The 22311-nt window shown below is 57.2% G+C and carries 21 protein-coding genes; 18 read left to right on the forward strand and 3 right to left on the reverse strand.

From position 1 onward, the window contains the following. From mraW to mutT, 18 genes are all read left to right on the forward strand, one after another. Positions 1-243, forward strand: a 243-nt coding sequence (gene mraW / locus ACI2JR_RS04190; RefSeq protein ID WP_462477946.1) for a 16S rRNA (cytosine(1402)-N(4))-methyltransferase, incomplete at its 5' end; no start/stop codon positions are given. Continuing rightward, a complete protein-coding gene (ftsL, locus tag ACI2JR_RS04195) occupies positions 240-605 on the forward strand; it encodes a cell division protein FtsL (protein ID WP_004857854.1) in 366 nt (121 codons plus the stop codon). The genes mraW and ftsL, both read left to right, overlap by 4 nt. Positions 606-620: 15 nt before the next feature. Then, positions 621-2387 (forward strand): peptidoglycan glycosyltransferase FtsI, encoded by a 1767-nt coding sequence (locus ACI2JR_RS04200; RefSeq protein WP_132729913.1) that lies wholly within the window; start codon positions 621-623, stop codon positions 2385-2387. Beyond that, positions 2374-3861, forward strand: a complete 1488-nt coding sequence (gene murE, locus ACI2JR_RS04205) for a UDP-N-acetylmuramoyl-L-alanyl-D-glutamate--2,6-diaminopimelate ligase (protein WP_462477947.1) — start codon at positions 2374-2376, stop codon at positions 3859-3861. Before ACI2JR_RS04200 ends, murE begins: the two co-directional genes overlap by 14 nt. Then, positions 3858-5216 carry a UDP-N-acetylmuramoyl-tripeptide--D-alanyl-D-alanine ligase gene (gene murF, locus ACI2JR_RS04210; RefSeq protein ID WP_462477948.1) on the forward strand — a complete coding sequence of 453 codons (1359 nt, stop codon included), beginning with the start codon at positions 3858-3860 and terminating at the stop codon, positions 5214-5216. Before murE ends, murF begins: the two co-directional genes overlap by 4 nt. Then, positions 5210-6292 (forward strand): phospho-N-acetylmuramoyl-pentapeptide-transferase, encoded by a 1083-nt coding sequence (gene mraY / locus ACI2JR_RS04215; RefSeq protein WP_132729910.1) that lies wholly within the window; start codon positions 5210-5212, stop codon positions 6290-6292. Before murF ends, mraY begins: the two co-directional genes overlap by 7 nt. Before the next feature lie 2 nt (positions 6293-6294). Beyond that, positions 6295-7611: a UDP-N-acetylmuramoyl-L-alanine--D-glutamate ligase gene (gene murD / locus ACI2JR_RS04220; protein WP_462477949.1), complete on the forward strand. Its 1317-nt coding sequence runs from the start codon at positions 6295-6297 to the stop codon at positions 7609-7611. Beyond that, positions 7611-8861, forward strand: a complete 1251-nt coding sequence (gene ftsW / locus ACI2JR_RS04225; RefSeq protein WP_132729908.1) for a cell division protein FtsW — start codon at positions 7611-7613, stop codon at positions 8859-8861. Before murD ends, ftsW begins: the two co-directional genes overlap by 1 nt. After that, a complete protein-coding gene (gene murG, locus ACI2JR_RS04230; RefSeq protein WP_132729907.1) occupies positions 8858-9928 on the forward strand; it encodes an undecaprenyldiphospho-muramoylpentapeptide beta-N-acetylglucosaminyltransferase in 1071 nt (356 codons plus the stop codon). Before ftsW ends, murG begins: the two co-directional genes overlap by 4 nt. A gap of 47 nt (positions 9929-9975) precedes the next feature. Beyond that, the gene (gene murC, locus ACI2JR_RS04235) at positions 9976-11451 is read left to right on the forward strand and encodes a UDP-N-acetylmuramate--L-alanine ligase (RefSeq protein WP_132729906.1); all 1476 of its coding nucleotides are present in this window, start codon (positions 9976-9978) and stop codon (positions 11449-11451) included. Continuing rightward, positions 11444-12364, forward strand: coding sequence for a D-alanine--D-alanine ligase (locus ACI2JR_RS04240; RefSeq protein ID WP_132729905.1), 921 nt, complete (start codon positions 11444-11446; stop codon positions 12362-12364). The genes murC and ACI2JR_RS04240 overlap by 8 nt, the downstream gene beginning before the upstream one ends. 1 nt (position 12365) lies before the next feature. Further along, positions 12366-13199: a cell division protein FtsQ gene (ftsQ, locus tag ACI2JR_RS04245; RefSeq protein WP_132729904.1), complete on the forward strand. Its 834-nt coding sequence runs from the start codon at positions 12366-12368 to the stop codon at positions 13197-13199. Then, the gene (ftsA, locus tag ACI2JR_RS04250) at positions 13196-14458 is read left to right on the forward strand and encodes a cell division protein FtsA (protein WP_004857881.1); all 1263 of its coding nucleotides are present in this window, start codon (positions 13196-13198) and stop codon (positions 14456-14458) included. Before ftsQ ends, ftsA begins: the two co-directional genes overlap by 4 nt. A 62-nt stretch (positions 14459-14520) precedes the next feature. Beyond that, on the forward strand, positions 14521-15672 hold the full coding sequence (gene ftsZ, locus ACI2JR_RS04255; RefSeq protein WP_004857884.1) for a cell division protein FtsZ: 1152 nt from the start codon (positions 14521-14523) through the stop codon (positions 15670-15672). A 100-nt stretch (positions 15673-15772) separates the two neighbouring features. Continuing rightward, entirely contained in the window at positions 15773-16690 is a 918-nt protein-coding gene (gene lpxC / locus ACI2JR_RS04260; RefSeq protein ID WP_132729903.1) for a UDP-3-O-acyl-N-acetylglucosamine deacetylase, read from the forward strand. Between the two features lie 250 nt (positions 16691-16940). Next, positions 16941-17435: a secA translation cis-regulator SecM gene (gene secM / locus ACI2JR_RS04265; protein ID WP_165905722.1), complete on the forward strand. Its 495-nt coding sequence runs from the start codon at positions 16941-16943 to the stop codon at positions 17433-17435. A gap of 59 nt (positions 17436-17494) precedes the next feature. Continuing rightward, positions 17495-20200, forward strand: a complete 2706-nt coding sequence (gene secA, locus ACI2JR_RS04270) for a preprotein translocase subunit SecA (RefSeq protein ID WP_462477950.1) — start codon at positions 17495-17497, stop codon at positions 20198-20200. Positions 20201-20258: 58 nt separating this feature from the next. Beyond that, positions 20259-20654 carry an 8-oxo-dGTP diphosphatase MutT gene (gene mutT, locus ACI2JR_RS04275; RefSeq protein ID WP_462477951.1) on the forward strand — a complete coding sequence of 132 codons (396 nt, stop codon included), beginning with the start codon at positions 20259-20261 and terminating at the stop codon, positions 20652-20654. Positions 20655-20738: 84 nt separating this feature from the next. Here the strand turns inward: mutT and yacG are convergent, their stop codons facing one another. From yacG to coaE, 3 genes are read right to left on the reverse strand one after another with little or no spacing between them, the layout of a single operon-like run. Continuing rightward, a complete protein-coding gene (yacG, locus tag ACI2JR_RS04280; RefSeq protein ID WP_132729900.1) occupies positions 20739-20933 on the reverse strand; it encodes a DNA gyrase inhibitor YacG in 195 nt (64 codons plus the stop codon). 9 nt (positions 20934-20942) lie between these two features. Beyond that, positions 20943-21686, reverse strand: coding sequence for a cell division protein ZapD (gene zapD / locus ACI2JR_RS04285; protein ID WP_462477952.1), 744 nt, complete (start codon positions 21684-21686; stop codon positions 20943-20945). After that, complete coding sequence (coaE, locus tag ACI2JR_RS04290) at positions 21686-22306, reverse strand: dephospho-CoA kinase (RefSeq protein WP_462477953.1); 621 nt, start codon at positions 22304-22306, stop codon at positions 21686-21688. Before coaE ends, zapD begins: the two co-directional genes overlap by 1 nt. Positions 22307-22311: the final 5 nt, after the last annotated feature.

Consider the following 22311-nt stretch of genomic DNA (forward strand, 5'->3'; position numbering starts at 1 on the left):
GGGCGGCTTTCGATCATCAGTTTCCACTCGCTGGAAGACCGTATTGTGAAGCGCTTTATGCGTGAGCAAAGCCGCGGTCCGCAGGTTCCGGCTGGGTTACCGATGACGGAAGAGCAGCTCAAAAAACTGGGCGGCCGTGAGTTGCGGGCACTAGGCAAGTTGATGCCGGGCGAAGAAGAGGTGGCAGAGAATCCACGGGCCCGTAGTTCAGTTCTGCGTATTGCAGAGAGGACGAACGCATGATCGGCAGAGTGACAGAAGCCTTAAGCAAAGTTAAAGGATCGTTAGGAAGCAACGAGCGTCATGCCTTGCCTGGCGTTATCGGGGACGATCTTCTGCGGTTTGGGAAGCTGCCACTCTGTCTGTTCATTTGCATCATCATAACGGCGATTACCGTAGTGACGACGGCGCACCATACCCGTCTGTTAACCGCGCAGCGTGAACAACTGGTTCTGGAACGTGACGCGCTGGATATTGAATGGCGAAACCTGATCCTCGAAGAGAACGCGCTCGGCGATCATAGTCGGGTTGAGCGGATCGCGACCGAGAAGTTGCAGATGCAACACGTCGATCCATCACAAGAAAATATCGTTGTACAAAAATAAGGATTATTGCGACGCATGAAAGCAGCGCCGAAAACGCTAAAACCAAAACGTCAGGAAGAACAGGCCAACTTTATCAGTTGGCGTTTTGCGTTGCTGTGCGGCTGTATTCTGCTGGCTCTGGCTTTCCTGTTGGGCCGCGTGGCCTGGCTGCAGGTGATCAGCCCGGACATGCTGGTGCGTCAGGGTGATATGCGATCTCTGCGCGTGCAGGAGGTTTCGACCGCCCGCGGGATGATTACCGACCGCTCAGGCCGTCCGCTGGCGGTGAGCGTGCCGGTGAAGGCGATTTGGGCTGACCCGAAAGAGCTGCATGATGCCGGCGGCGTCACCCTCGATAATCGCTGGAAGGCGTTGGCCGATGCGTTAAACATGCCGCTGGATCAGCTGGCATCGCGCATCAATACCAACCCGAGAATGCGCTTTATCTATCTGGCCCGTCAGGTCAACCCTGATATGGCAGATTACATTAAGAAACTCAAACTGCCGGGGATTCACATGCGCGAAGAGTCGCGCCGCTACTACCCGTCAGGCGAAGTTACCGCTCACCTTATTGGCTTCACCAACGTGGATAGCCAGGGGATTGAAGGCGTTGAGAAGAGCTTTGACAAATGGCTTACCGGCCAGCCAGGCGAGCGTATTGTGCGTAAAGACCGCTATGGCCGCGTCATTGAAGATATCTCTTCCACCGACAGCCAGGCCGCGCATAACCTTGCGCTGAGCATCGATGAGCGCCTGCAGGCGCTGGTTTATCGCGAACTGAACAACGCCGTGGCGTTTAACAAAGCCGAATCGGGAAGTGCGGTACTGGTGGATGTCAGCACCGGCGAAGTACTGGCGATGGCGAACAGCCCGTCCTATAACCCGAATAATTTCTCCGGCACGGCAAAAGACATCATGCGCAACCGCGCCATCACCGACGTGTTCGAACCGGGTTCAACGGTGAAACCGATGGTGGTGATGACGGCGCTGCAGCGCGGCATTGTGAACGAAAATACCGTGCTGAATACCATTCCTTACCGTATTAACGGCCACGAGATCAAAGACGTGGCGCGCTACAGCGAATTGACCCTGACCGGGGTACTACAGAAGTCGAGTAACGTCGGTGTTTCCAAGCTGGCGTTAGCGATGCCGTCCTCAGCGTTAGTAGATACTTACTCACGTTTTGGACTGGGAAAAGCGACCAATTTGGGGTTGGTCGGAGAACGCAGTGGCTTATACCCTCAAAAACAACGGTGGTCTGACATAGAGAGGGCCACCTTTTCTTTCGGCTATGGGCTAATGGTAACGCCGTTACAGTTAGCGCGAGTCTACGCAACGATCGGCAGCTATGGCATCTATCGTCCGCTGTCGATTACCAAAGTTGATCCGCCGGTTCCCGGGGAGCGCGTCTTCCCGGAACCTCTCGTTCGCACCGTTGTGCATATGATGGAAAGCGTGGCGCTGCCCGGCGGCGGCGGGGTGAAGGCGGCGATTAAAGGCTACCGCATCGCGATTAAGACCGGTACGGCGAAAAAAGTAGGGCCGGATGGTCGCTACATCAACAAATACATTGCTTACACCGCAGGCGTTGCGCCCGCCAGCCACCCGCGTTTCGCGCTGGTGGTGGTGATCAACGACCCGCAGGCGGGTAAATACTACGGCGGCGCCGTTTCCGCGCCGGTCTTCGGTGCCATCATGGGCGGCGTGCTGCGTACCATGAACATTGAGCCGGATGCGTTGGCAACGGGCGAAAAAAGTGAATTTGTGATTAATCAAGGCGAGGGAACAGGTGGCAGATCGTAATTTGCGCGACCTTCTCGCTCCGTGGGTGCCAAATGCGCCGGAGCGAATTCTGCGAGAGATGACGCTGGACAGCCGGGTGGCTGCTTCCGGCGATCTCTTTGTCGCGGTATCAGGTCATCAGGCGGACGGGCGTCGTTATATCCCGCAGGCGATAGCGCAAGGTGTTGCTGCCATTATTGCTGAGGCCAAAGACGAGGCTACAGATGGCGAAATCCGTGAAATGCACGGCGTGCCGGTGATTTATCTGAGCCAGCTCAACGAGCGCCTGTCTGCGCTGGCCGGGCGTTTTTACCATCAGCCGTCGCAACAGCTGCGCCTGGTCGGCGTAACCGGAACCAACGGCAAAACCACCACCACTCAACTGCTGGCGCAATGGGCCAAACTGCTGGGCGAAACCAGCGCGGTGATGGGGACCGTCGGTAACGGTCTGCTGGAGAAAGTGATTCCGACGGAAAACACCACCGGCTCTGCGGTCGATGTGCAGCACGTGCTTTCCGGCCTCGCAGGGCAGGGGGCAACGTTCGCGGCGATGGAGGTCTCTTCTCACGGGCTGGTTCAGCATCGCGTGGCGTCGCTGCAGTTTGCCGCATCGGTCTTTACCAACTTAAGCCGCGATCATCTCGATTATCACGGTGATATGGAACATTACGAAGCGGCGAAATGGCTGCTTTATTCCACGCATCATTGCGGTCAGGCTATCGTCAACGCCGATGATGAAGTGGGCCGCCGCTGGCTGGCGAAGCTGCCGGACGCGGTTGCCGTCTCGATGGCAGATCATATCAATCCGAACTGCCACGGTCGCTGGCTGAAGGCGACGGCCGTGAACTATCACGACAGCGGCGCGACGATCCACTTTGAATCCAGCTGGGGCAAGGGCGAAATTGAAAGCCGCCTGATGGGCGCGTTTAACGTCAGCAACTTGTTGCTGGCGCTGGCGACGCTGCTGGCGCTGGGTTATCCGCTGGCGGAGCTGTTGAAAACCGCTGCGCGTCTGCAGCCGGTTTGTGGCCGTATGGAAGTGTTTAGCGCGCCGGGCAAACCGACGGTGGTGGTGGATTATGCCCATACCCCTGATGCGCTGGAGAAAGCGCTGCAGGCGGCACGTCTGCATTGCAACGGCAAGCTGTGGTGCGTCTTCGGCTGCGGCGGCGACCGCGATAAGGGCAAACGTCCGCTGATGGGCGCCATCGCCGAAGAATTCGCCGATATTGTTGTCGTGACCGATGACAACCCGCGCACCGAAGTGCCCCGCGCGATCATCAACGATATTCTCGCCGGGATGCTGGACGCCGGCCATGCGAAGGTCAAAGAGGGCCGGGCCGAAGCGGTGACGAACGCCGTGATGCAGGCGCAAGAGAACGACGTGGTGCTGGTCGCCGGGAAAGGCCATGAGGATTACCAGATTGTCGGCAATCGTCGCCTTGACTACTCCGATCGCGTCACCGTGGCGCGTCTGCTGGGAGCGGTAGCATGATTCGCTTTACCTTAAGCCAGCTCGCCGGGATTACGCACGGCGAGCTGCACGGTCACGATCTGGCCATTGATGAGGTCACTTCGGATACCCGTAAAATTACGGCGGGCTGCCTGTTCGTGGCGCTGAAAGGCGAGCGCTTTGATGGTCACGATTTTGCTGAACAGGCGCGGCAAGCGGGCGCAGGCGCGCTGCTGGTGAGTCGTAAGCTGGACAGTGATTTACCTCAGGTGCTGGTGAAAGATACCCGCCTGGCCTTCGGCGAGCTGGCGGCATGGGTGCGTCAGCAGGTTCCGGCCCGCGTTGTGGCGTTAACCGGTTCTTCCGGGAAAACCTCGGTCAAAGAGATGACCGCAGCGATTCTCGGTCAGTGCGGCAATACGCTGTATACCGCCGGCAACCTGAATAACGATATCGGCGTGCCGATGACGCTGCTGCGTCTGACTAAAGAGCACCAGTATGCGGTTATCGAGCTTGGGGCGAACCACCAGGGCGAAATTGCCTGGACCGTCAGCCTGACGCGCCCGGAAGCGGCATTGGTCAATAATCTGGCCGCCGCGCACCTCGAAGGTTTTGGGTCGCTGGCGGGCGTGGCGAAAGCAAAGGGTGAAATCTTTACCGGCCTGGCGGAAAACGGCATCGCGATTCTTAACGCTGACAATAACGACTGGCTGAACTGGCAAAACGTGATTGGCGCGCGCAAGGTATGGCGCTTCTCGCCGAACGCGGCTAACAGCGACTTTACGGCCACCAATATTCACGTCACCAGCCACGGTACGGAATTTACGCTGCAAACCCCGCAGGGGAGCGTGGATGTTCTGCTACCGCTGCCGGGGCGGCATAATATCGCCAACGCGCTGGCTGCCGCCTCGCTGGCGATGGCGGTTGGCGCAGGGTTAAACGCGGTAAAAGCCGGTCTGGCGCAGCTGCAAGCGGTGCCTGGGCGTCTGTTCCCGATCGTTCTTGCGGAAAACCAACTGCTGCTTGATGACTCCTATAACGCCAACGTCGGTTCGCTGACCGCCGCGGTACAGGTGCTGTCAGAGATGCCGGGTTATCGCGTGCTGGTGGTCGGCGATATGGCTGAACTGGGTACGGAAAGCGAAGTCTGCCACCGTCAGGTTGGCGAAGCGGCGAAAGCGGCAGGGCTTGATCGGGTACTCAGCACCGGCGTGCTGAGCGCGGAAATCAGCCGCGCCAGCACGGTGGGCGAACACTTCAGCGATAAAGCATCGCTGGTGGCTCGTCTGCGCGAACTGCTGTCAGAACACAGTATTATCACCATTTTAGTGAAGGGTTCACGTAGTGCCGCCATGGAAGAGGTCGTACGCGCATTACAGGAGAATGGAACATGTTAGTATGGCTGGCCGAACATCTGGTCAAATATTATTCCGGCTTTAACGTCTTTTCCTATCTGACGTTTCGCGCCATCGTCAGCCTGCTGACCGCGCTGTTCATCTCGTTGTGGATGGGCCCGCGCATGATCGCCCGTCTACAAAAACTCTCCTTCGGTCAGGTCGTACGTAGCGACGGCCCGGAATCGCATTTCAGCAAGAAAGGCACCCCAACCATGGGCGGGATCATGATCCTGACCGCGATTGTGGTATCCGTGCTGCTGTGGGCTTACCCGTCGAACCCGTACGTCTGGTGCGTCCTGACGGTGCTGATCGGTTACGGCATTATCGGTTTTGTCGATGACTACCGCAAAGTCGTGCGTAAAGACACCAAGGGCCTGATTGCCCGCTGGAAGTATTTCTGGATGTCGGTGATTGCGCTGGGCGTTGCCTTCGCGCTGTATCTGGCCGGGAAAGATACGCCAGCCACTCAGCTGGTGGTGCCGTTCTTTAAAGACATCATGCCGCAGCTGGGGCTGCTGTACATTCTGCTGGCCTACTTCGTGGTTGTCGGCACCGGCAATGCGGTCAACCTGACCGATGGTCTGGATGGTCTGGCGATTATGCCGACCGTGTTTGTGGCGGCGGGCTTTGCGCTGGTGGCCTGGGCTACGGGTAACATGAACTTTGCCAACTACCTGCACATTCCCTACCTGCGCCACGCCGGCGAACTGGTTATCGTCTGTACGGCTATTGTCGGCGCGGGTCTTGGTTTTCTGTGGTTCAACACCTATCCGGCGCAGGTCTTTATGGGCGATGTCGGCTCACTGGCCCTGGGCGGCGCGCTGGGCATCATTGCCGTGCTGCTGCGCCAGGAGTTCCTGCTGGTGATTATGGGTGGCGTGTTTGTGGTGGAGACGCTGTCGGTCATTCTGCAGGTCGGTTCCTTTAAGCTGCGCGGTCAGCGCATCTTCCGTATGGCGCCGATCCACCACCACTATGAACTGAAAGGCTGGCCGGAACCGCGCGTTATCGTGCGCTTCTGGATTATTTCGCTGATGCTGGTGCTGATTGGCCTGGCGACGCTGAAGGTACGTTAATCATGGCAGATTATCAGGGTAAAAAAGTCGTCATTATTGGCCTGGGGATGACCGGGCTGTCTTGCGTGGACTTTTTCATGGCGCGCGGCGTGACGCCGCGCGTGATGGATACCCGCGTCGCGCCTCCGGGACTGGATAAGCTGCCGGAAGCGGTTGAACGTTACGTTGGCGGTCTGAATGAAGACTGGCTGCTGGCGGCGGATCTGATTGTGGCAAGCCCGGGAATCGCGCTGGCCCATCCTGCCCTGAGCGCGGCGGCGGATGCGGGCGTGGAAATCGTCGGCGACATTGAGCTGTTCTGCCGGGAAGCGCAGGCGCCGGTTATCGCCATCACCGGGTCGAACGGTAAAAGCACCGTGACAACCCTGGTGGGCGAGATGGCGAAAGCGGCGGGGGTGAACGTCGGCGTCGGCGGTAATATCGGCCTGCCTGCCCTGATGCTGCTTGATGCCTCCCGCGAGCTGTATGTTCTGGAGCTCTCCAGCTTCCAGCTGGAAACCACCGGCAGCCTGCGGGCGGTGGCGGCGACGATCCTCAACGTAACCGAGGATCATATGGATCGCTACCCGCTGGGTCTGCAGCAGTATCGTGCGGCCAAACTGCGGGTATATGAAAATGCGAAGACCTGCATCGTGAACGCCGATGACGGGTTGACGATGCCGGTGCGCGGCGCCGATGAGCGCTGCATTAGCTTCGGCGTGGACGTCGGCGACTACCACCTCAACCGTCAGCAGGGAGAAACCTGGCTGCGGGTGAAAGGTGAAAAGGTCCTCAACGTCAAAGAGATGCACATTACCGGGCAGCATAACTACAGCAATGCGCTGGCGGCGCTGGCGCTGGCCGATGCCGCGGGCCTGCCGCGGGCCAGCAGCCTCAAGGCGTTGACCACCTTTACCGGCCTGGCGCACCGCTTCCAGCTGGCGCTGGAGCATAACGGCGTTCGCTGGATCAATGATTCTAAAGCCACCAACGTCGGCAGTACCGAGGCCGCGCTGAACGGGCTGCATCTGGACGGGACGCTGTACCTGCTGTTGGGCGGTGATGGGAAATCCGCAGATTTCACGCCGCTGAAGCGTTACCTGGCGGGAGACAATATCCGTCTGTACTGCTTCGGTCGCGATGGCGAGCAGCTGGCTGCGCTGCGCCCGGAAGCGGCGACGCAAACTGAGACGATGGAACAGGCGATGCGGCAGATTGCCCCGCAGCTGAAATCGGGCGATATGGTGCTGTTGTCGCCCGCCTGCGCCAGCCTCGATCAGTTTAAGAGTTTTGAACAACGGGGCGATGTGTTTGTCCGTCTGGCGAAGGAGTTAGGTTGATGCGTTTATCCCTCCCGCGCCTGAAAATGCCTCAGTGGCGACTGCCGGGGATGTTTATCTTCGCCTGGCTGTTTGCCGCGCTGAAAGGCTGGGTGATGGGTTCCCGGCAGAAAGATAGCGATAGTCTGGTCATGTATGACCGGATGCTGCTGTGGCTGACCTTTGGTCTGGCCGCCGTCGGTTTCATTATGGTGACCTCGGCCTCGATGCCGGTGGGCCAGCGGCTGGCCAACGACCCGTTTTTATTCGCCAAGCGTGACGGGCTGTACATCCTGCTGGCGCTGGGGCTGGCGCTGGTGACGTTACGTCTGCCGATGGAGTTCTGGCAGCGGCACAGCACCGCGATGCTGATTGCCTCTATCGTGATGCTGCTGATCGTTCTGGTCGTCGGTAGTTCGGTAAACGGGGCATCGCGTTGGATTGCGCTGGGTCCTCTGCGTATTCAGCCGGCGGAATTTACCAAGCTGTCGCTGTTCTGCTACATCGCCAACTACCTGGTGCGCAAAGGCGATGAAGTACGTAATAACCTGCGCGGCTTCCTGAAGCCGATGGGCGTGATTTTCGTACTGGCGATCCTGCTGCTGGCGCAGCCGGACCTCGGTACGGTGGTGGTGCTGTTTGTGACCACCCTGGCGATGCTGTTTCTTGGCGGCGCCAGGCTGTGGCAGTTCATCGCCATTATCGGGATGGGGATCTCGGCGGTGGTGCTGCTGATCCTGGCCGAACCGTACCGTATTCGCCGCGTCACCTCCTTCTGGAACCCGTGGGAGGACCCGTTCGGTAGCGGCTATCAGCTGACCCAATCGTTGATGGCGTTCGGCCGCGGCGAAATGTGGGGACAGGGTTTAGGTAACTCGGTTCAGAAACTGGAATATTTACCGGAAGCGCATACCGACTTCATCTTCGCCATTATCGGCGAAGAACTCGGTTATATCGGTGTGGTACTGGCTCTATTAATGGTATTCTTCGTCGCCTTTCGCGCCATGTCGATTGGCCGCAAAGCGCTGGAGATCGACCAGCGCTTCTCCGGCTTCCTGGCCTGCGCTATCGGGATCTGGTTTAGCTTCCAGGCGCTGGTGAACGTCGGGGCGGCGGCAGGCATGCTGCCAACTAAAGGTCTGACGCTGCCGCTGATCAGTTACGGTGGTTCCAGTTTGCTGATTATGTCGACGGCCATCATGTTGCTGTTGCGAATTGATTATGAAACGCGTCTGGAAAAAGCCCAGGCGTTTACACGGGGTGTTCGATGAGCGGTCAGGAAAAGCGGTTAATGGTGATGGCGGGCGGTACCGGTGGACATGTGTTCCCGGGGCTGGCGGTCGCGCACCATTTAATGGACCTGGGCTGGCAGGTTCGCTGGCTCGGTACCGCCGATCGTATGGAAGCGGATTTAGTGCCGAAGCACGGCATTGAAATTGATTTTATCCGCATATCGGGCCTGCGCGGCAAGGGCCTGAAGGCGCTGCTGTTAGCACCGGTGCGGATCTTCAACGCCTGGCGTCAGGCGCGGGAGATCATGAAGCGTTTCCAGCCCGACGTCGTACTGGGCATGGGCGGATACGTTTCCGGCCCGGGTGGCCTCGCGGCATGGTCGCTGGGTATCCCGGTGGTGCTGCATGAACAGAATGGTATTGCCGGCCTGACGAACAAATGGCTGGCGAAGATTGCGAAGACCGTATTGCAGGCGTTTCCCGGTGCGTTCCCGCATGCCGACGTGGTGGGCAACCCGGTGCGGACCGACGTCCTGGCGCTGCCGTTGCCGGAACAGCGTCTGGTTGGGCGTCAGGGGCCAACGCGCGTGTTAGTGGTAGGCGGCTCGCAGGGCGCCCGCGTGCTGAACCAGACCATGCCGCAGGTGGCCGGGAAACTGGGCGCGGCGGTCACCATCTGGCACCAAAGCGGTAAAGGTGGCCAGCAGACGGTACAGCAGGCTTACGCGGATGCCGGGCAGCCGCAGCATAAAGTGACCGAATTTATTGATGACATGGCGGCGGCGTATGCCTGGGCCGATGTTGTTGTCTGCCGCTCCGGAGCGCTGACGGTCAGTGAAATCGCCGCAGCAGGTTTACCGGCGCTATTCGTGCCGTTTCAGCACAAGGATCGTCAGCAGTACTGGAATGCACTGCCGCTGGAGAAAGCGGGCGCAGCGAAAATTCTCGAGCAACCTCAGTTCACCGTCGATGCCGTGGCGCAGACGCTGGCCGGTTGGGATCGGGAAACGCTGCTGGATATGGCGGAACGAGCGCGTAGAGCCTCGATTCCGGATGCTACCGAGCGGGTAGCAGAAGAAGTGAGCGCTGCAGCACTGGCGCGCTAATCGCGGTGAATCTCACCGCCCGTATAAAGAAGTTGATGGCGTAAAGAATGAATACACAAGATCTGGCGAAACTGCGTTCCATAGTGCCCGAGATGCGTCGCGTCCGGCACATTCACTTTGTTGGCATTGGCGGTGCTGGCATGGGCGGTATTGCCGAAGTTCTGGCTAACGAAGGCTACCAGATTAGCGGCTCCGACCTGGCGCCGAATCCGGTGACGCAACAGCTGTCGAAACTTGGCGCCACGATCTATTTCAACCATCGTCCGGAAAACGTGCGCGATGCGAGCGTGGTGGTGGTTTCCAGCGCGATCTCCGCGGAGAACCCGGAAATTGTCGCGGCGCATGAAGCGCGTATCCCGGTTATTCGCCGTGCGGAGATGCTGGCGGAACTGATGCGTTTTCGTCACGGGATTGCTATTGCCGGTACCCACGGTAAAACCACCACCACCGCGATGGTCTCCAGTATTTATGCGGAAGCGGGTCTGGATCCGACCTTCGTCAACGGCGGGTTGGTGAAAGCGGCAGGCGTTCACGCCCGCCTTGGCCACAGTCGCTACCTGATTGCGGAAGCGGATGAGAGCGATGCATCGTTCCTGCATCTGCAGCCGATGGTCGCCATTGTGACCAATATCGAAGCCGATCATATGGATACCTACCATGGCGACTTTGAAAACTTAAAGCAGACCTTTATTAACTTTCTGCACAACCTGCCGTTCTACGGGCGCGCGGTGATGTGCGTGGATGACCCGGTGATTTGTGAACTGCTGCCGCGCGTGGGCCGCCAGATCACCACCTACGGTTTTCATGATGATGCTGACGTGCGGGTAGAAGATTACCGCCAGGTCGGCGCCCAGGGCCATTTCCGTCTGGTTCGCCAGGACAAAGAGGTGCTTCAGGTGACCCTGAACGCGCCGGGCCGTCATAACGCCCTTAATGCCGCCGCCGCGGTGGCCGTGGCGACGGAAGAAGGCATTGACGATGAAGCCATTCTGCGGGCGCTGGAAAGCTTCCAGGGGACCGGGCGCCGTTTTGATTTTCTTGGCGAATATCCGCTGGAGCAGGTCAATGGAAAAAGCGGCAGCGCGATGCTGATTGATGATTACGGTCATCATCCGACAGAGGTGGATGCCACCATCAAAGCGGCGCGCGCGGGCTGGCCGGATAAAAATCTGGTGATGTTATTTCAGCCGCACCGCTTTACCCGTACGCGCGATCTGTATGACGATTTCGCCAACGTGCTGACTCAGGTCGATGCGCTACTGATGCTGGATGTCTACTCCGCCGGTGAAGCGCCGATTCCAGGGGCCGATAGCCGTTCGCTGTGCCGTACTATCCGCGGCCGCGGTAAGGTTGATCCGATCCTGCTTTCCGACCCCGCTCAGGCGGCGGAGATGCTGGCATCGGTATTGACCGGCAATGATCTGATCCTGGTGCAGGGCGCGGGCAACATCGGAAAGATCGCCCGCCACCTGGCTGAAATCAAACTCGTGCCGCAAAAAACGGAGGAGGAGCGCCATGGCTGATAAAATCGCGGTTCTCTTTGGCGGCACCTCTGCGGAGCGCGAAGTCTCGCTCAATTCGGGGGCCGCTGTGCTCGCCGGCTTACGTGAAGGCGGCGTGGATGCGCACCCGGTTGATCCCCGCGACGTTGATATTACCCAGCTGAAACAGATGGGCTTTCAGAAAGCGTTTATTGCGCTGCACGGCCGCGGTGGGGAAGATGGTACCCTGCAGGGGCTGCTGGAGCTGATTCAACTGCCTTATACCGGCAGCGGCGTGATGGCCTCGGCTATCTCAATGGACAAAGTGCGCAGCAAACTGCTGTGGCAGGGCGCCGGTTTACCCGTCGCCCCGTGGGTCGCGCTGACCCGTGCGCAGTTCAACGCCGGCCTCTCTGCCGAGGCTGAACAGCAGATCGCCGCCCTGGGATTGCCGTTGATTGTGAAGCCGGGTCGCGAAGGTTCCAGCGTCGGTATGTCGAAAGTGAGCGAAAGTTGTGCATTACACAATGCATTGGCGCTGGCTTTTCAGCATGATGATGAAGTTCTGATTGAGAAATGGCTCTGTGGGCCAGAATTTACCGTCGCTATCGTCGGTGAAGAAATTTTACCGTCAATCCGTATCCAGGTGGCTGGAACCTTCTATGATTATGAGGCGAAGTATCTCTCTGATGAGACGCAATATTTCTGCCCAGGTTGTGAGGATCCTGCCCGCGAGTCAGAAATTCAGGCCCTGGTCGTTAAAGCCTGGAATATTCTCGGCTGTAAAGGTTGGGGGCGCATTGACGTGATGCTGGACAGCGATGGCCAGTTTTATCTGCTGGAAGCGAATACTTCCCCTGGCATGACCAGCCATAGCCTGGTGCCGATGGCGGCCCGTCAGGCAGGGATGAGCTTCTCGCAGCTTGTTGTTCGAATTCTGGACCTGGCGGGGTGATATGTCGCAAGCTGCGCTGAATACGCGGAACCACGAAGAAGAGGAGACGTCTTCTTCGCGTCGGAGTAATGGAACTCGTCTGGCCGGGATTTTCTTCCTGCTGGCGGTGCTATGTACCGTGTTGGTCAGCGGGTGGATGGTTCTGGGCTGGATGGAAGATGCACAGCGCTTACCGCTGTCCAGGATGGTGGTCACCGGCGAGCGCCACTACACGCGCAACGATGATATTCGCCAGGCGATTCTGGCGTTGGGTTCGCCGGGGACCTTTATGACCCAGGATGTCAACATCATCCAAAGTCAGATTGAACGTCTGCCGTGGATTAAGCAGGCGAGCGTCAGAAAGCAATGGCCGGACGAATTGAAGATTCATCTGGTTGAATATGTGCCGATTGCGCGTTGGAATGATCAGCATATGGTGGACGTTGAGGGAAATTCCTTCAGCGTGCCGGCAGATCGCACCAGTAAGCAGAATTTACCGATGCTGTACGGCCCGGAAGGCAGTGAGAACGAAGTGTTGCAAGGGTATCGCGACATGGGGCAGGTGCTGGCAAAGGATAAATTCACGTTGAAAGTGGCGGCAATGACCGCGCGTCGCTCCTGGCAGTTGACGCTTAATAACGACATTAAGCTCAACCTTGGCCGAGGCGATACCATGAAACGGCTTCAGCGCTTTATGGAACTCTACCCGGTTCTTCAGCAGCAAGCGCAGACCGACGGCAAACGGATAAGCTACGTTGATTTGCGTTATGACTCGGGGGCGGCAGTGGGCTGGGTACCTGCTCCCGCAGAGGAAACTAATCAACAACAGAATCAGGCACAGGCAGAACAACAATGATCAAGGCGACGGACAGAAAACTGGTAGTTGGACTGGAGATTGGCACCGCGAAGGTTGCCGCTTTAGTAGGGGAAGTTCTGCCCGACGGCGTGGTCAATATCATTGGCGTGGGCAGTTGCCCGTCGCGTGGTATGGATAAAGGCGGGGTTAACGATCTGGAATCCGTGGTGAAATGCGTACAGCGCGCCATTGACCAGGCCGAACTGATGGCGGATTGCCAGATTTCGTCAGTGTATCTGGCGCTTTCAGGTAAACATATTAGCTGTCAAAATGAAATTGGTATGGTGCCGATTTCAGAAGAAGAAGTGACGCTGGACGACGTCGAGAACGTGGTGCATACCGCGAAGTCGGTTCGCGTACGCGATGAACATCGCGTCCTGCACGTGATTCCGCAGGAGTACGCCATCGACTACCAGGAAGGGATTAAAAACCCGGTGGGGCTGTCCGGCGTGCGTATGCAGGCAAAAGTGCACCTGATTACCTGCCATAACGATATGGCGAAAAATATTGTTAAAGCGGTGGAACGTTGCGGTCTGAAAGTGGACCAACTCATTTTCGCCGGTTTAGCCGCCAGTTATTCCGTGTTGACGGAAGATGAACGTGAACTGGGCGTCTGCGTGGTGGACATCGGCGGTGGTACAATGGATATCGCCGTTTATACCGGCGGTGCGCTGCGTCATACCAAAGTGATCCCCTACGCGGGCAACGTGGTGACCAGCGATATCGCTTACGCTTTCGGGACGCCGCCGAGCGATGCCGAAGCGATTAAGGTACGCCACGGTTGCGCGCTGGGTTCCATTGTCGGCAAAGACGAAAACGTCGAAGTGCCGAGCGTCGGCGGGCGTCCGCCGCGCAGCCTGCAGCGCCAGACGCTGGCAGAGGTGATTGAGCCGCGTTATACCGAGCTGCTCAACCTGGTGAATGAAGAGATCCTGCAACTGCAGGAGCAGCTTCGCCAGCAAGGGGTGAAACACCACCTGGCGGCGGGGATTGTTTTAACGGGCGGCGCCGCGCAAATCGAAGGTCTTGCCGCCTGCGCTCAGCGCGTGTTCCATACGCAGGTGCGTATTGGCGCGCCGCTGAATATTACCGGCTTAACGGATTATGCCCAGGAGCCGTATTATTCGACGGCGGTTGGGTTGCTGCACTACGGGAAGGAATCTCATCTCAGTGGTGAAGCTGAAGTGGAAAAACGTGTAACGGCATCAGTTGGCTCGTGGATTAAGCGACTTAATAGCTGGCTGCGAAAAGAGTTTTAATTTTTTAAGAGAACGCAGAAAATTAGCGTTCTCAGGCGACAGGCACAAAACGGAGAGAAACTATGTTTGAACCTATGGAACTGACCAACGACGCGGTGATTAAAGTCATCGGCGTCGGTGGCGGCGGCGGTAATGCCGTTGAACACATGGTGCGCGAGCGCATCGAGGGCGTTGAATTCTTCGCGGTGAACACCGACGCGCAGGCGCTGCGTAAAACGGCTGTTGGCCAGACTATTCAGATCGGTAGCGGTATTACCAAAGGTCTGGGGGCCGGTGCAAACCCGGAAGTGGGTCGCAATGCGGCTGACGAAGACCGTGAAGCGCTGCGTGCTGCTCTTGATGGTGCAGACATGGTGTTTATCGCGGCAGGTATGGGCGGCGGTACCGGTACCGGTGCCGCGCCGGTGGTGGCGGAAGTCGCGAAGGATCTGGGTATCCTGACCGTGGCTGTTGTCACCAAGCCGTTTAATTTTGAAGGCAAAAAGCGCATGGCGTTCGCCGAACAGGGGATCACTGAGCTGTCCAAGCATGTGGATTCGCTGATCACCATTCCGAACGACAAGCTGCTGAAAGTTCTGGGTCGTGGCATTTCTCTGCTGGACGCCTTCGGCGCGGCAAACGATGTGCTGAAAGGCGCGGTACAGGGGATCGCCGAACTGATTACCCGTCCGGGTCTGATGAACGTCGACTTTGCGGATGTGCGCACCGTGATGTCCGAAATGGGCTATGCGATGATGGGCTCCGGCGTGGCGAGCGGTGAAGACCGTGCGGAAGAAGCGGCTGAAATGGCGATCTCTTCTCCGCTGCTGGAAGATATCGATCTGTCCGGCGCGCGCGGCGTTCTGGTCAACATCACCGCGGGCTTCGACCTGCGTCTGGATGAGTTCGAAACCGTGGGTAATACTATTCGTGCTTTCGCATCGGATAACGCCACCGTGGTTATCGGTACCTCCCTTGACCCGGATATGAATGATGAACTGCGTGTAACCGTTGTGGCTACCGGTATCGGTATGGACAAACGTCCGGAAATTACCCTGGTGACCAACAAACAGGTTCAGCAGCCGGTGATGGATCGCTACCAGCAACACGGTATGGCTCCATTGACTCAAGAGCAGAAACCGGTCGCGAAAGTGGTGAACGACAATACGCCGCAAACCGCGAAAGAGCCGGATTATCTGGATATCCCAGCCTTCCTGCGTAAGCAAGCTGATTAAGAATCGGCTGGAAGTTGGGCATCTGCGCTCTTTGTGCTAAACTGCCCTCCCGAATGTGTTGTACACTTCGGTTGGATAGGTAACTTGGCGAGATTATACGATGATCAAACAAAGGACTCTTAAACGTATCGTTCAGGCGACTGGCGTCGGTTTGCATACCGGCAAGAAAGTCACCCTGACGCTGCGCCCTGCGCCGGCAAATACCGGGGTCATCTATCGTCGCACCGACTTGAATCCACCGGTTGATTTTCCGGCTGATGCCAAATCTGTGCGTGATACCATGCTCTGTACTTGCCTGGTGAACGAGCATGACGTGCGGATTTCTACAGTCGAGCACCTGAATGCCGCACTGGCTGGCCTGGGCATTGACAACATTGTTATTGAAGTCGATGCGCCGGAAATTCCAATTATGGATGGTAGTGCTGCGCCGTTCGTTTATCTGTTGCTGGACGCTGGTATCGATGAACTGAACTGTGCCAAGAAATTTGTGCGCATCAAAGAGGCCGTTCGCGTCGAAGATGGCGACAAATGGGCTGAGTTTAAGCCGTACAATGGTTTTTCGTTGGACTTTACCATCGACTTTAACCATCCGGCGATTGACGCAAGCAGCCAGCGCTACGCGATGAACTTCTCTGCTGATGCATTTATGCGCCAGATTAGTCGCGCTCGTACTTTTGGTTTTATGCGTGATATCGAATATCTGCAGTCCCGCGGCCTGTGCCTGGGTGGCAGCTTCGATTGTGCCATCGTTGTTGACGATTATCGCGTATTGAACGAAGACGGTCTGCGCTTTGAAGACGAGTTTGTTCGTCACAAAATGCTGGATGCGATTGGTGACCTGTTTATGTGTGGTCACAATATCATCGGTGCATTCACGGCGTTCAAATCCGGTCACGCGTTGAATAACAAACTGCTGCAGGCCGTTCTGGCAAAACAGGAAGCCTGGGAGTACGTGACTTTCGAAGACGAAGCAGAAATGCCGCTGGCATTCCGCGCACCGTCAATGGTTATGGCGTAAGCCTGACCATTCAGTAAAATCGACTGGTAACCTGGTACTCTCTCCGACCAGGGGACCAGTCTTTTTTCATTTTTGCCTTCCTCCCCCTGTTACGCCTTGATTCTACAGTGCTGTCCATCGTTCGTTCGCTGTTTTATTGAACGTTTTTGCCCTGCCGGAGCCTTCATTCCTGCTGCCGTAGCGCGCTATTAATGGTAGTATTTGGGCGCAAAATTATTTCCTGGGGTTGCTTCAACTAAAGGTAACGTAAGTGAGTGGATTGCTGACGCGCTGGCGACAGTTTGGCAGACGGTATTTCTGGCCGCATCTCCTGTTGGGGATGGTCGCGGCTAGCCTTGGCCTGCCTGCGCTCAGCAACAGTCATGAAACCCCTTCGCCGGCGAAAGCTACGGCAAGCAACCACCATCCGAGCAAAGTTAATTTCTCCCAGCTGGCGCTGCTGGAAGCCGCCCGTCGCCCCAACTTTACCGTTGATTACTGGCATCAGCATGCTATCCGCACGGTTATACGCCATCTGTCATTCGCGATGGCGCCGCAAGCGCTGCCGGTTGCGGAAGAGTCTTCGCCATTACAGGCGCAACACCTGGCTCTGCTCGATACGCTCAGCGCGCTGCTGACACAGGAAAGCAAACCGCCGGTAAGCGTCCGTCAGGCGTCATACACCCCGTCCCATTCTGCGTTTTGTGTCTCGGCCTGGATTAGCCAGGTGACGGGGATACGTGCAGGGCCTCAACGTCTCAGCTGAACGAAAAACGGATTATTCTTTTTTGTGACTCCGCACAGCGGGGCGTTTGAGATTTTATTATGCTAATCAAATTATTAACTAAAGTTTTCGGTAGTCGTAACGATCGTACTCTGCGCCGCATGCGCAAAACCGTTGGCGTGATCAACGCCATGGAACCGGCGATGGAAAAGCTCTCCGATGAGGAGCTGAAAGGCAAAACCGCCGAGTTCCGCGCGCGTCTGGAGAAAGGCGAAAGCGTAGAAAGCCTGATCCCGGAAGCCTTTGCGGTGGTTCGTGAGGCGAGTAAACGCGTATTCGGCATGCGCCACTTTGACGTGCAGCTGCTGGGCGGTATGGTGCTCAACGAGCGTTGCATCGCGGAAATGCGTACCGGTGAAGGTAAAACCCTGACCGCCACGCTGCCGGCGTATCTGAACGCGCTGTCGGGTAAAGGCGTTCACGTGGTGACCGTCAACGACTACCTGGCGCAGCGTGATGCGGAAAACAACCGTCCGCTGTTCGAGTTCCTCGGCATGACGGTGGGTATCAACATGTCCGGCCTGCCTGCTCCAGCGAAACGCGAAGCTTACGGTGCGGACATTACCTACGGCACTAACAACGAATACGGTTTCGACTACCTGCGCGACAACATGGCGTTTAGCCCGGAAGAGCGCGTTCAGCGCAAACTGCACTACGCGCTGGTGGATGAGGTCGACTCCATCCTGATCGATGAAGCGCGTACCCCGCTGATCATTTCCGGTCCGGCAGAAGACAGCTCGGAGATGTACAAGCGCGTAAACAAAATTATCCCGCACCTGGTGCGCCAGGATAAAGAAGACTCCGATACCTTTACCGGTGAAGGCCACTTCTCCGTCGATGAGAAGGCGCGTCAGGTTAACCTGACCGAACGCGGCCTGGTGCTGATCGAAGAGCTGCTGGTACAGGAAGGTATTATGGAGGAAGGGGAATCTCTGTATTCACCGTCCAATATTATGCTGATGCACCACGTGACCGCAGCGCTGCGTGCGCACGTGCTGTTCACCCGCGACGTCGACTACATCGTCAAAGACGGCGAAGTCATTATCGTCGATGAGCACACCGGTCGTACCATGCAGGGGCGCCGCTGGTCCGATGGTCTGCATCAGGCCGTGGAAGCGAAGGAAGGCGTGGATATCCAGAACGAGAACCAGACGTTGGCCTCTATCACCTTCCAGAACTACTTCCGTCTGTACGAGAAGCTGGCGGGGATGACCGGTACGGCGGATACCGAAGCCTTCGAATTTAGCTCCATCTACAAGCTGGATACCGTGGTTGTCCCGACCAACCGTCCGATGATCCGTAAGGACATGGCGGATCTGGTCTATATGACCGAAGCGGAAAAAATTCAGGCGATTATCGAAGATATTAAAGAGCGTACCGCCGCAGGCCAGCCGGTTCTGGTGGGTACCATTTCGATCGAAAAATCAGAAGTGGTTTCTCATGAGCTGACGAAAGCCGGCATCAAGCACAACGTTCTGAACGCTAAATTCCACGCCAGCGAAGCGGATATTGTCGCCCAGGCGGGCTATCCGTCGGCGGTGACCATCGCCACCAACATGGCCGGTCGTGGTACCGATATTATGCTCGGCGGTAGCTGGCAGGCAGAGGTCGCGGCGCTGGAAGATCCGACGCCAGAGCAAATCGAACAGATTAAAGCCGACTGGCAGGTTCGTCATGATGCCGTTCTGGCGGCGGGCGGTCTGCACATTATCGGTACCGAGCGTCATGAATCCCGTCGTATTGATAACCAGCTGCGCGGCCGTTCCGGTCGTCAGGGGGATGCCGGTTCTTCGCGCTTCTACCTGTCGATGGAAGATGCCCTGATGCGTATCTTTGCCTCCGATCGCGTCTCCGGCATGATGCGTAAGCTGGGTATGAAGCCAGGCGAAGCGATTGAGCACCCATGGGTGACCAAAGCGATTGCTAACGCACAGCGCAAAGTGGAAAGCCGCAACTTCGATATTCGTAAGCAGCTGCTGGAATATGACGATGTTGCCAACGATCAGCGCCGGGCGATCTATAGCCAGCGTAACGAGCTGCTGGATGTTTCTGACGTGAGCGAAACCATCAACAGCATCCGTGAAGACGTGTTCAAAGCGACTATCGACGCGCATATTCCGCCGCAGTCGCTGGAAGAAATGTGGGATGTGGAAGGCCTGCAGGAACGTCTGAAAAACGACTTCGATCTTGATCTGCCGCTGAAAGAGTGGCTGGATAAAGAGCCTGAGCTGCATGAAGAGACGCTGCGCGAACGTATTCTGCAGAGCGCGATTGAAACCTACCAGCGTAAGGAAGAGGTGGTCGGTGCCGAAATGATGCGTCATTTCGAGAAGGGCGTGATGCTGCAGACCCTCGATTCTCTGTGGAAAGAGCATCTGGCGGCGATGGACTATCTGCGCCAGGGTATCCATCTGCGCGGTTATGCACAGAAAGATCCGAAGCAGGAATATAAGCGTGAATCGTTCTCCATGTTTGCCGCGATGCTGGAATCACTGAAGTATGAAGTGATCAGCACCCTGAGCAAGGTTCAGGTGCGGATGCCGGAAGAAGTGGAGGCGATGGAGCAGCAGCGTCGCGAAGAAGCCGAGCGTCTGGCGCAGATGCAGCAGCTTAGCCATCAGGATGACGAGACCGCCGCCGCCGCCGCACTGGCTGAGGAGACGGGCGAGCGCAAGGTCGGCCGGAACGATCCGTGCCCGTGTGGTTCTGGTAAAAAATACAAACAGTGCCATGGTCGTCTGAGTTAAGCTCAGAGAATAAAACTAAAGGCGCAGATATCTGCGCCTTTTTTATGGAATTAACACAATGAAAAAACTACAAATTTCTGTTGGCATTATCCGTAACCCGCAGGGCGAAATCTTTATTACCCAGCGGGCAGCCGACGCTCATATGGCCAATAAACTCGAGTTTCCCGGGGGGAAAATTGAAGCCGGGGAATCCCCGGAGCAGGCGCTGACGCGTGAACTTCAGGAAGAGGTGGGTATTACGGTAGAGTCATCCCGGCTGTTTGATAAGCTGGAGTATCAGTTCCCGGATCGGCATATTACGCTGTGGTTCTGGCTGGTCGAGACGTGGGCTGGTGAACCGTGGGGCAAAGAGGGGCAGTCGGGACGTTGGATTGCCCAGCAGGCGTTGGTGGCCGAGGCGTTTCCGCCGGCAAATGAGCCGGTTATTACGAAGTTAGTCCAGACCGCATTCTGAGCAAAAATTTTCCCGGACGAGGCTATCCGTCATCGCCATCCGGGATTTACCCCGACCGTGCAGCGCCCGGCCGGGCTGGCGCAATTACTGCTGTTCCTCGCTCCAGTCATCGGTATCGGACAAATCTCCGGCGCTAGGAATACGTTTTTCTTCCGCAGCCCACTCTCCGAGATCGATCAGCTGGCAGCGTTTTGAGCAAAATGGCCGAAACGGGCTACGCTCGTTCCAGACCACGGTTTTGCCACAGGTTGGGCAATTGACGATCGTCTCTTCTGACATTTTTGCTCCTTAACAACAAGCCAGTTCAAAATCAAAGCGCTCAGGTACGATCCCAAGCTCGCTGTCCAATGGCAGGAAGCGAATAGCAAACCGGCTCTTATGGCCGGAAATTTGCGGATACAGCTGACTGGCAATATCCAGGCGTAAACGCAGCAGGTCGGCATCTTCGCCATTGTCCTGATAAAAGCCGTTGAGGCTGGTCTGCTTGCGAAAAGGGGCCGAGTTACGAATCAGGTCGAGGATCAGCACCAGGGATTGCGTCAGCGGTGCAAGGCTGGCTAACCATCTTCCGACCTGTTCATCGCGATACACCTGAGGCATATGCAGCCAGACGTGTAACGTTGGTAAATCGAAGCTGCAGCAGCCGCCGGGAATGCTCAGACGCTGACGCACCAGGGCAATCAAGCGGTCTTCGCGCAGGAACTGGCCGATCCGCGGGGCGGACATCAGCGTACTGCCGCATTGCTTCAGCTGCTGGCGTAAGTCCTCAATGCGCTGGCGATCGACGCCGGGAACTTCCGCCCAGGATTGCAGTTTGCGCTGCTGGCGTTCCAGCTCTTTCAGCAGATCCGTTCGCACCTCGCCGCGCTCCAGAACATCTAAAAGATCGCCCGCGTTGCGGAAGAAATGGAGCGCATTGGCATAGGCGTCGATCGTCGGGTGAACGGTCAGCTGCTGCAGCAGAAATTCAATACGCAGCCAGGTGCGCATTTTTTCATTGAGTGGATGTTCAAATAGAACAGGGGTGTGCATTACGATTTTTCCTGTGAGGCGGCCTGCGATGCCAGCATAAGATACTTTTCGTGCAGGCGGGCGACGTCCGCTGCGATGGCATCCGGCGGGCCCATGTTTTCAATAACATCATCCGCAACGGCGAGGCGCTGTTCACGCGTCGCCTGGGCGGCAAGAATATGTTCGGCATGTTCACGGCTGACCCGATCGCGAAGCATCGTACGCGCGATCTGAGTTTCTGTGGGAACATCGACGACCAGCACGCGGTCAGCGTTGGCGGCCAGGTGGTTTTCAACCAGCAACGGGACCACCCAGAGGAGATAAGGCGTGCGAGAGGCCTGCATTTGTCTGCGCGTTTCCTGCTGGATGAGCGGATGCAGCAGCGCATTAAGCCAGGCTTTATCCTCAGGATGCGCAAAGATTTTTTCCCGCAACGCGCGGCGGTTCAGCGTGCCGTCATCATTGATCGTCAGCGAACCAAAATGCGCGGCAATGGCCTGCAGGGCGGGAGTGCCGGGTTCGACGACCTGACGGGCGATAATGTCTGCGTCGATAACGTTAACCCCAAGGTGAGAAAATGCATCAGCCACGGTGCTTTTACCACTGCCGATGCCGCCCGTTAACGCTACCGTATACCTCATGCTTT

This window comes from Klebsiella sp. NPDC088457 (assembly GCF_044900465.1).
GTDB lineage: Bacteria > Pseudomonadota > Gammaproteobacteria > Enterobacterales > Enterobacteriaceae > Klebsiella.

Coding starts and splice junctions, on each gene's coding strand:
- ftsL (WP_004857854.1), top strand. CDS start 240: ATGATCGGCAGAGTGACAGAAGCCTTAAGCAAAGTTAAAGGATCGTTA.
- ACI2JR_RS04200 (WP_132729913.1), top strand. CDS start 621: ATGAAAGCAGCGCCGAAAACGCTAAAACCAAAACGTCAGGAAGAACAG.
- murF (WP_462477948.1), top strand. CDS start 3,858: ATGATTCGCTTTACCTTAAGCCAGCTCGCCGGGATTACGCACGGCGAG.
- mraY (WP_132729910.1), top strand. CDS start 5,210: ATGTTAGTATGGCTGGCCGAACATCTGGTCAAATATTATTCCGGCTTT.
- murD (WP_462477949.1), top strand. CDS start 6,295: ATGGCAGATTATCAGGGTAAAAAAGTCGTCATTATTGGCCTGGGGATG.
- ftsW (WP_132729908.1), top strand. CDS start 7,611: ATGCGTTTATCCCTCCCGCGCCTGAAAATGCCTCAGTGGCGACTGCCG.
- murG (WP_132729907.1), top strand. CDS start 8,858: ATGAGCGGTCAGGAAAAGCGGTTAATGGTGATGGCGGGCGGTACCGGT.
- murC (WP_132729906.1), top strand. CDS start 9,976: ATGAATACACAAGATCTGGCGAAACTGCGTTCCATAGTGCCCGAGATG.
- ACI2JR_RS04240 (WP_132729905.1), top strand. CDS start 11,444: ATGGCTGATAAAATCGCGGTTCTCTTTGGCGGCACCTCTGCGGAGCGC.
- ftsQ (WP_132729904.1), top strand. CDS start 12,366: ATGTCGCAAGCTGCGCTGAATACGCGGAACCACGAAGAAGAGGAGACG.
- ftsA (WP_004857881.1), top strand. CDS start 13,196: ATGATCAAGGCGACGGACAGAAAACTGGTAGTTGGACTGGAGATTGGC.
- ftsZ (WP_004857884.1), top strand. CDS start 14,521: ATGTTTGAACCTATGGAACTGACCAACGACGCGGTGATTAAAGTCATC.
- lpxC (WP_132729903.1), top strand. CDS start 15,773: ATGATCAAACAAAGGACTCTTAAACGTATCGTTCAGGCGACTGGCGTC.
- secA (WP_462477950.1), top strand. CDS start 17,495: ATGCTAATCAAATTATTAACTAAAGTTTTCGGTAGTCGTAACGATCGT.
- mutT (WP_462477951.1), top strand. CDS start 20,259: ATGAAAAAACTACAAATTTCTGTTGGCATTATCCGTAACCCGCAGGGC.
- yacG (WP_132729900.1), bottom strand. CDS start 20,933: ATGTCAGAAGAGACGATCGTCAATTGCCCAACCTGTGGCAAAACCGTG.
- zapD (WP_462477952.1), bottom strand. CDS start 21,686: ATGCACACCCCTGTTCTATTTGAACATCCACTCAATGAAAAAATGCGC.
- coaE (WP_462477953.1), bottom strand. CDS start 22,306: ATGAGGTATACGGTAGCGTTAACGGGCGGCATCGGCAGTGGTAAAAGC.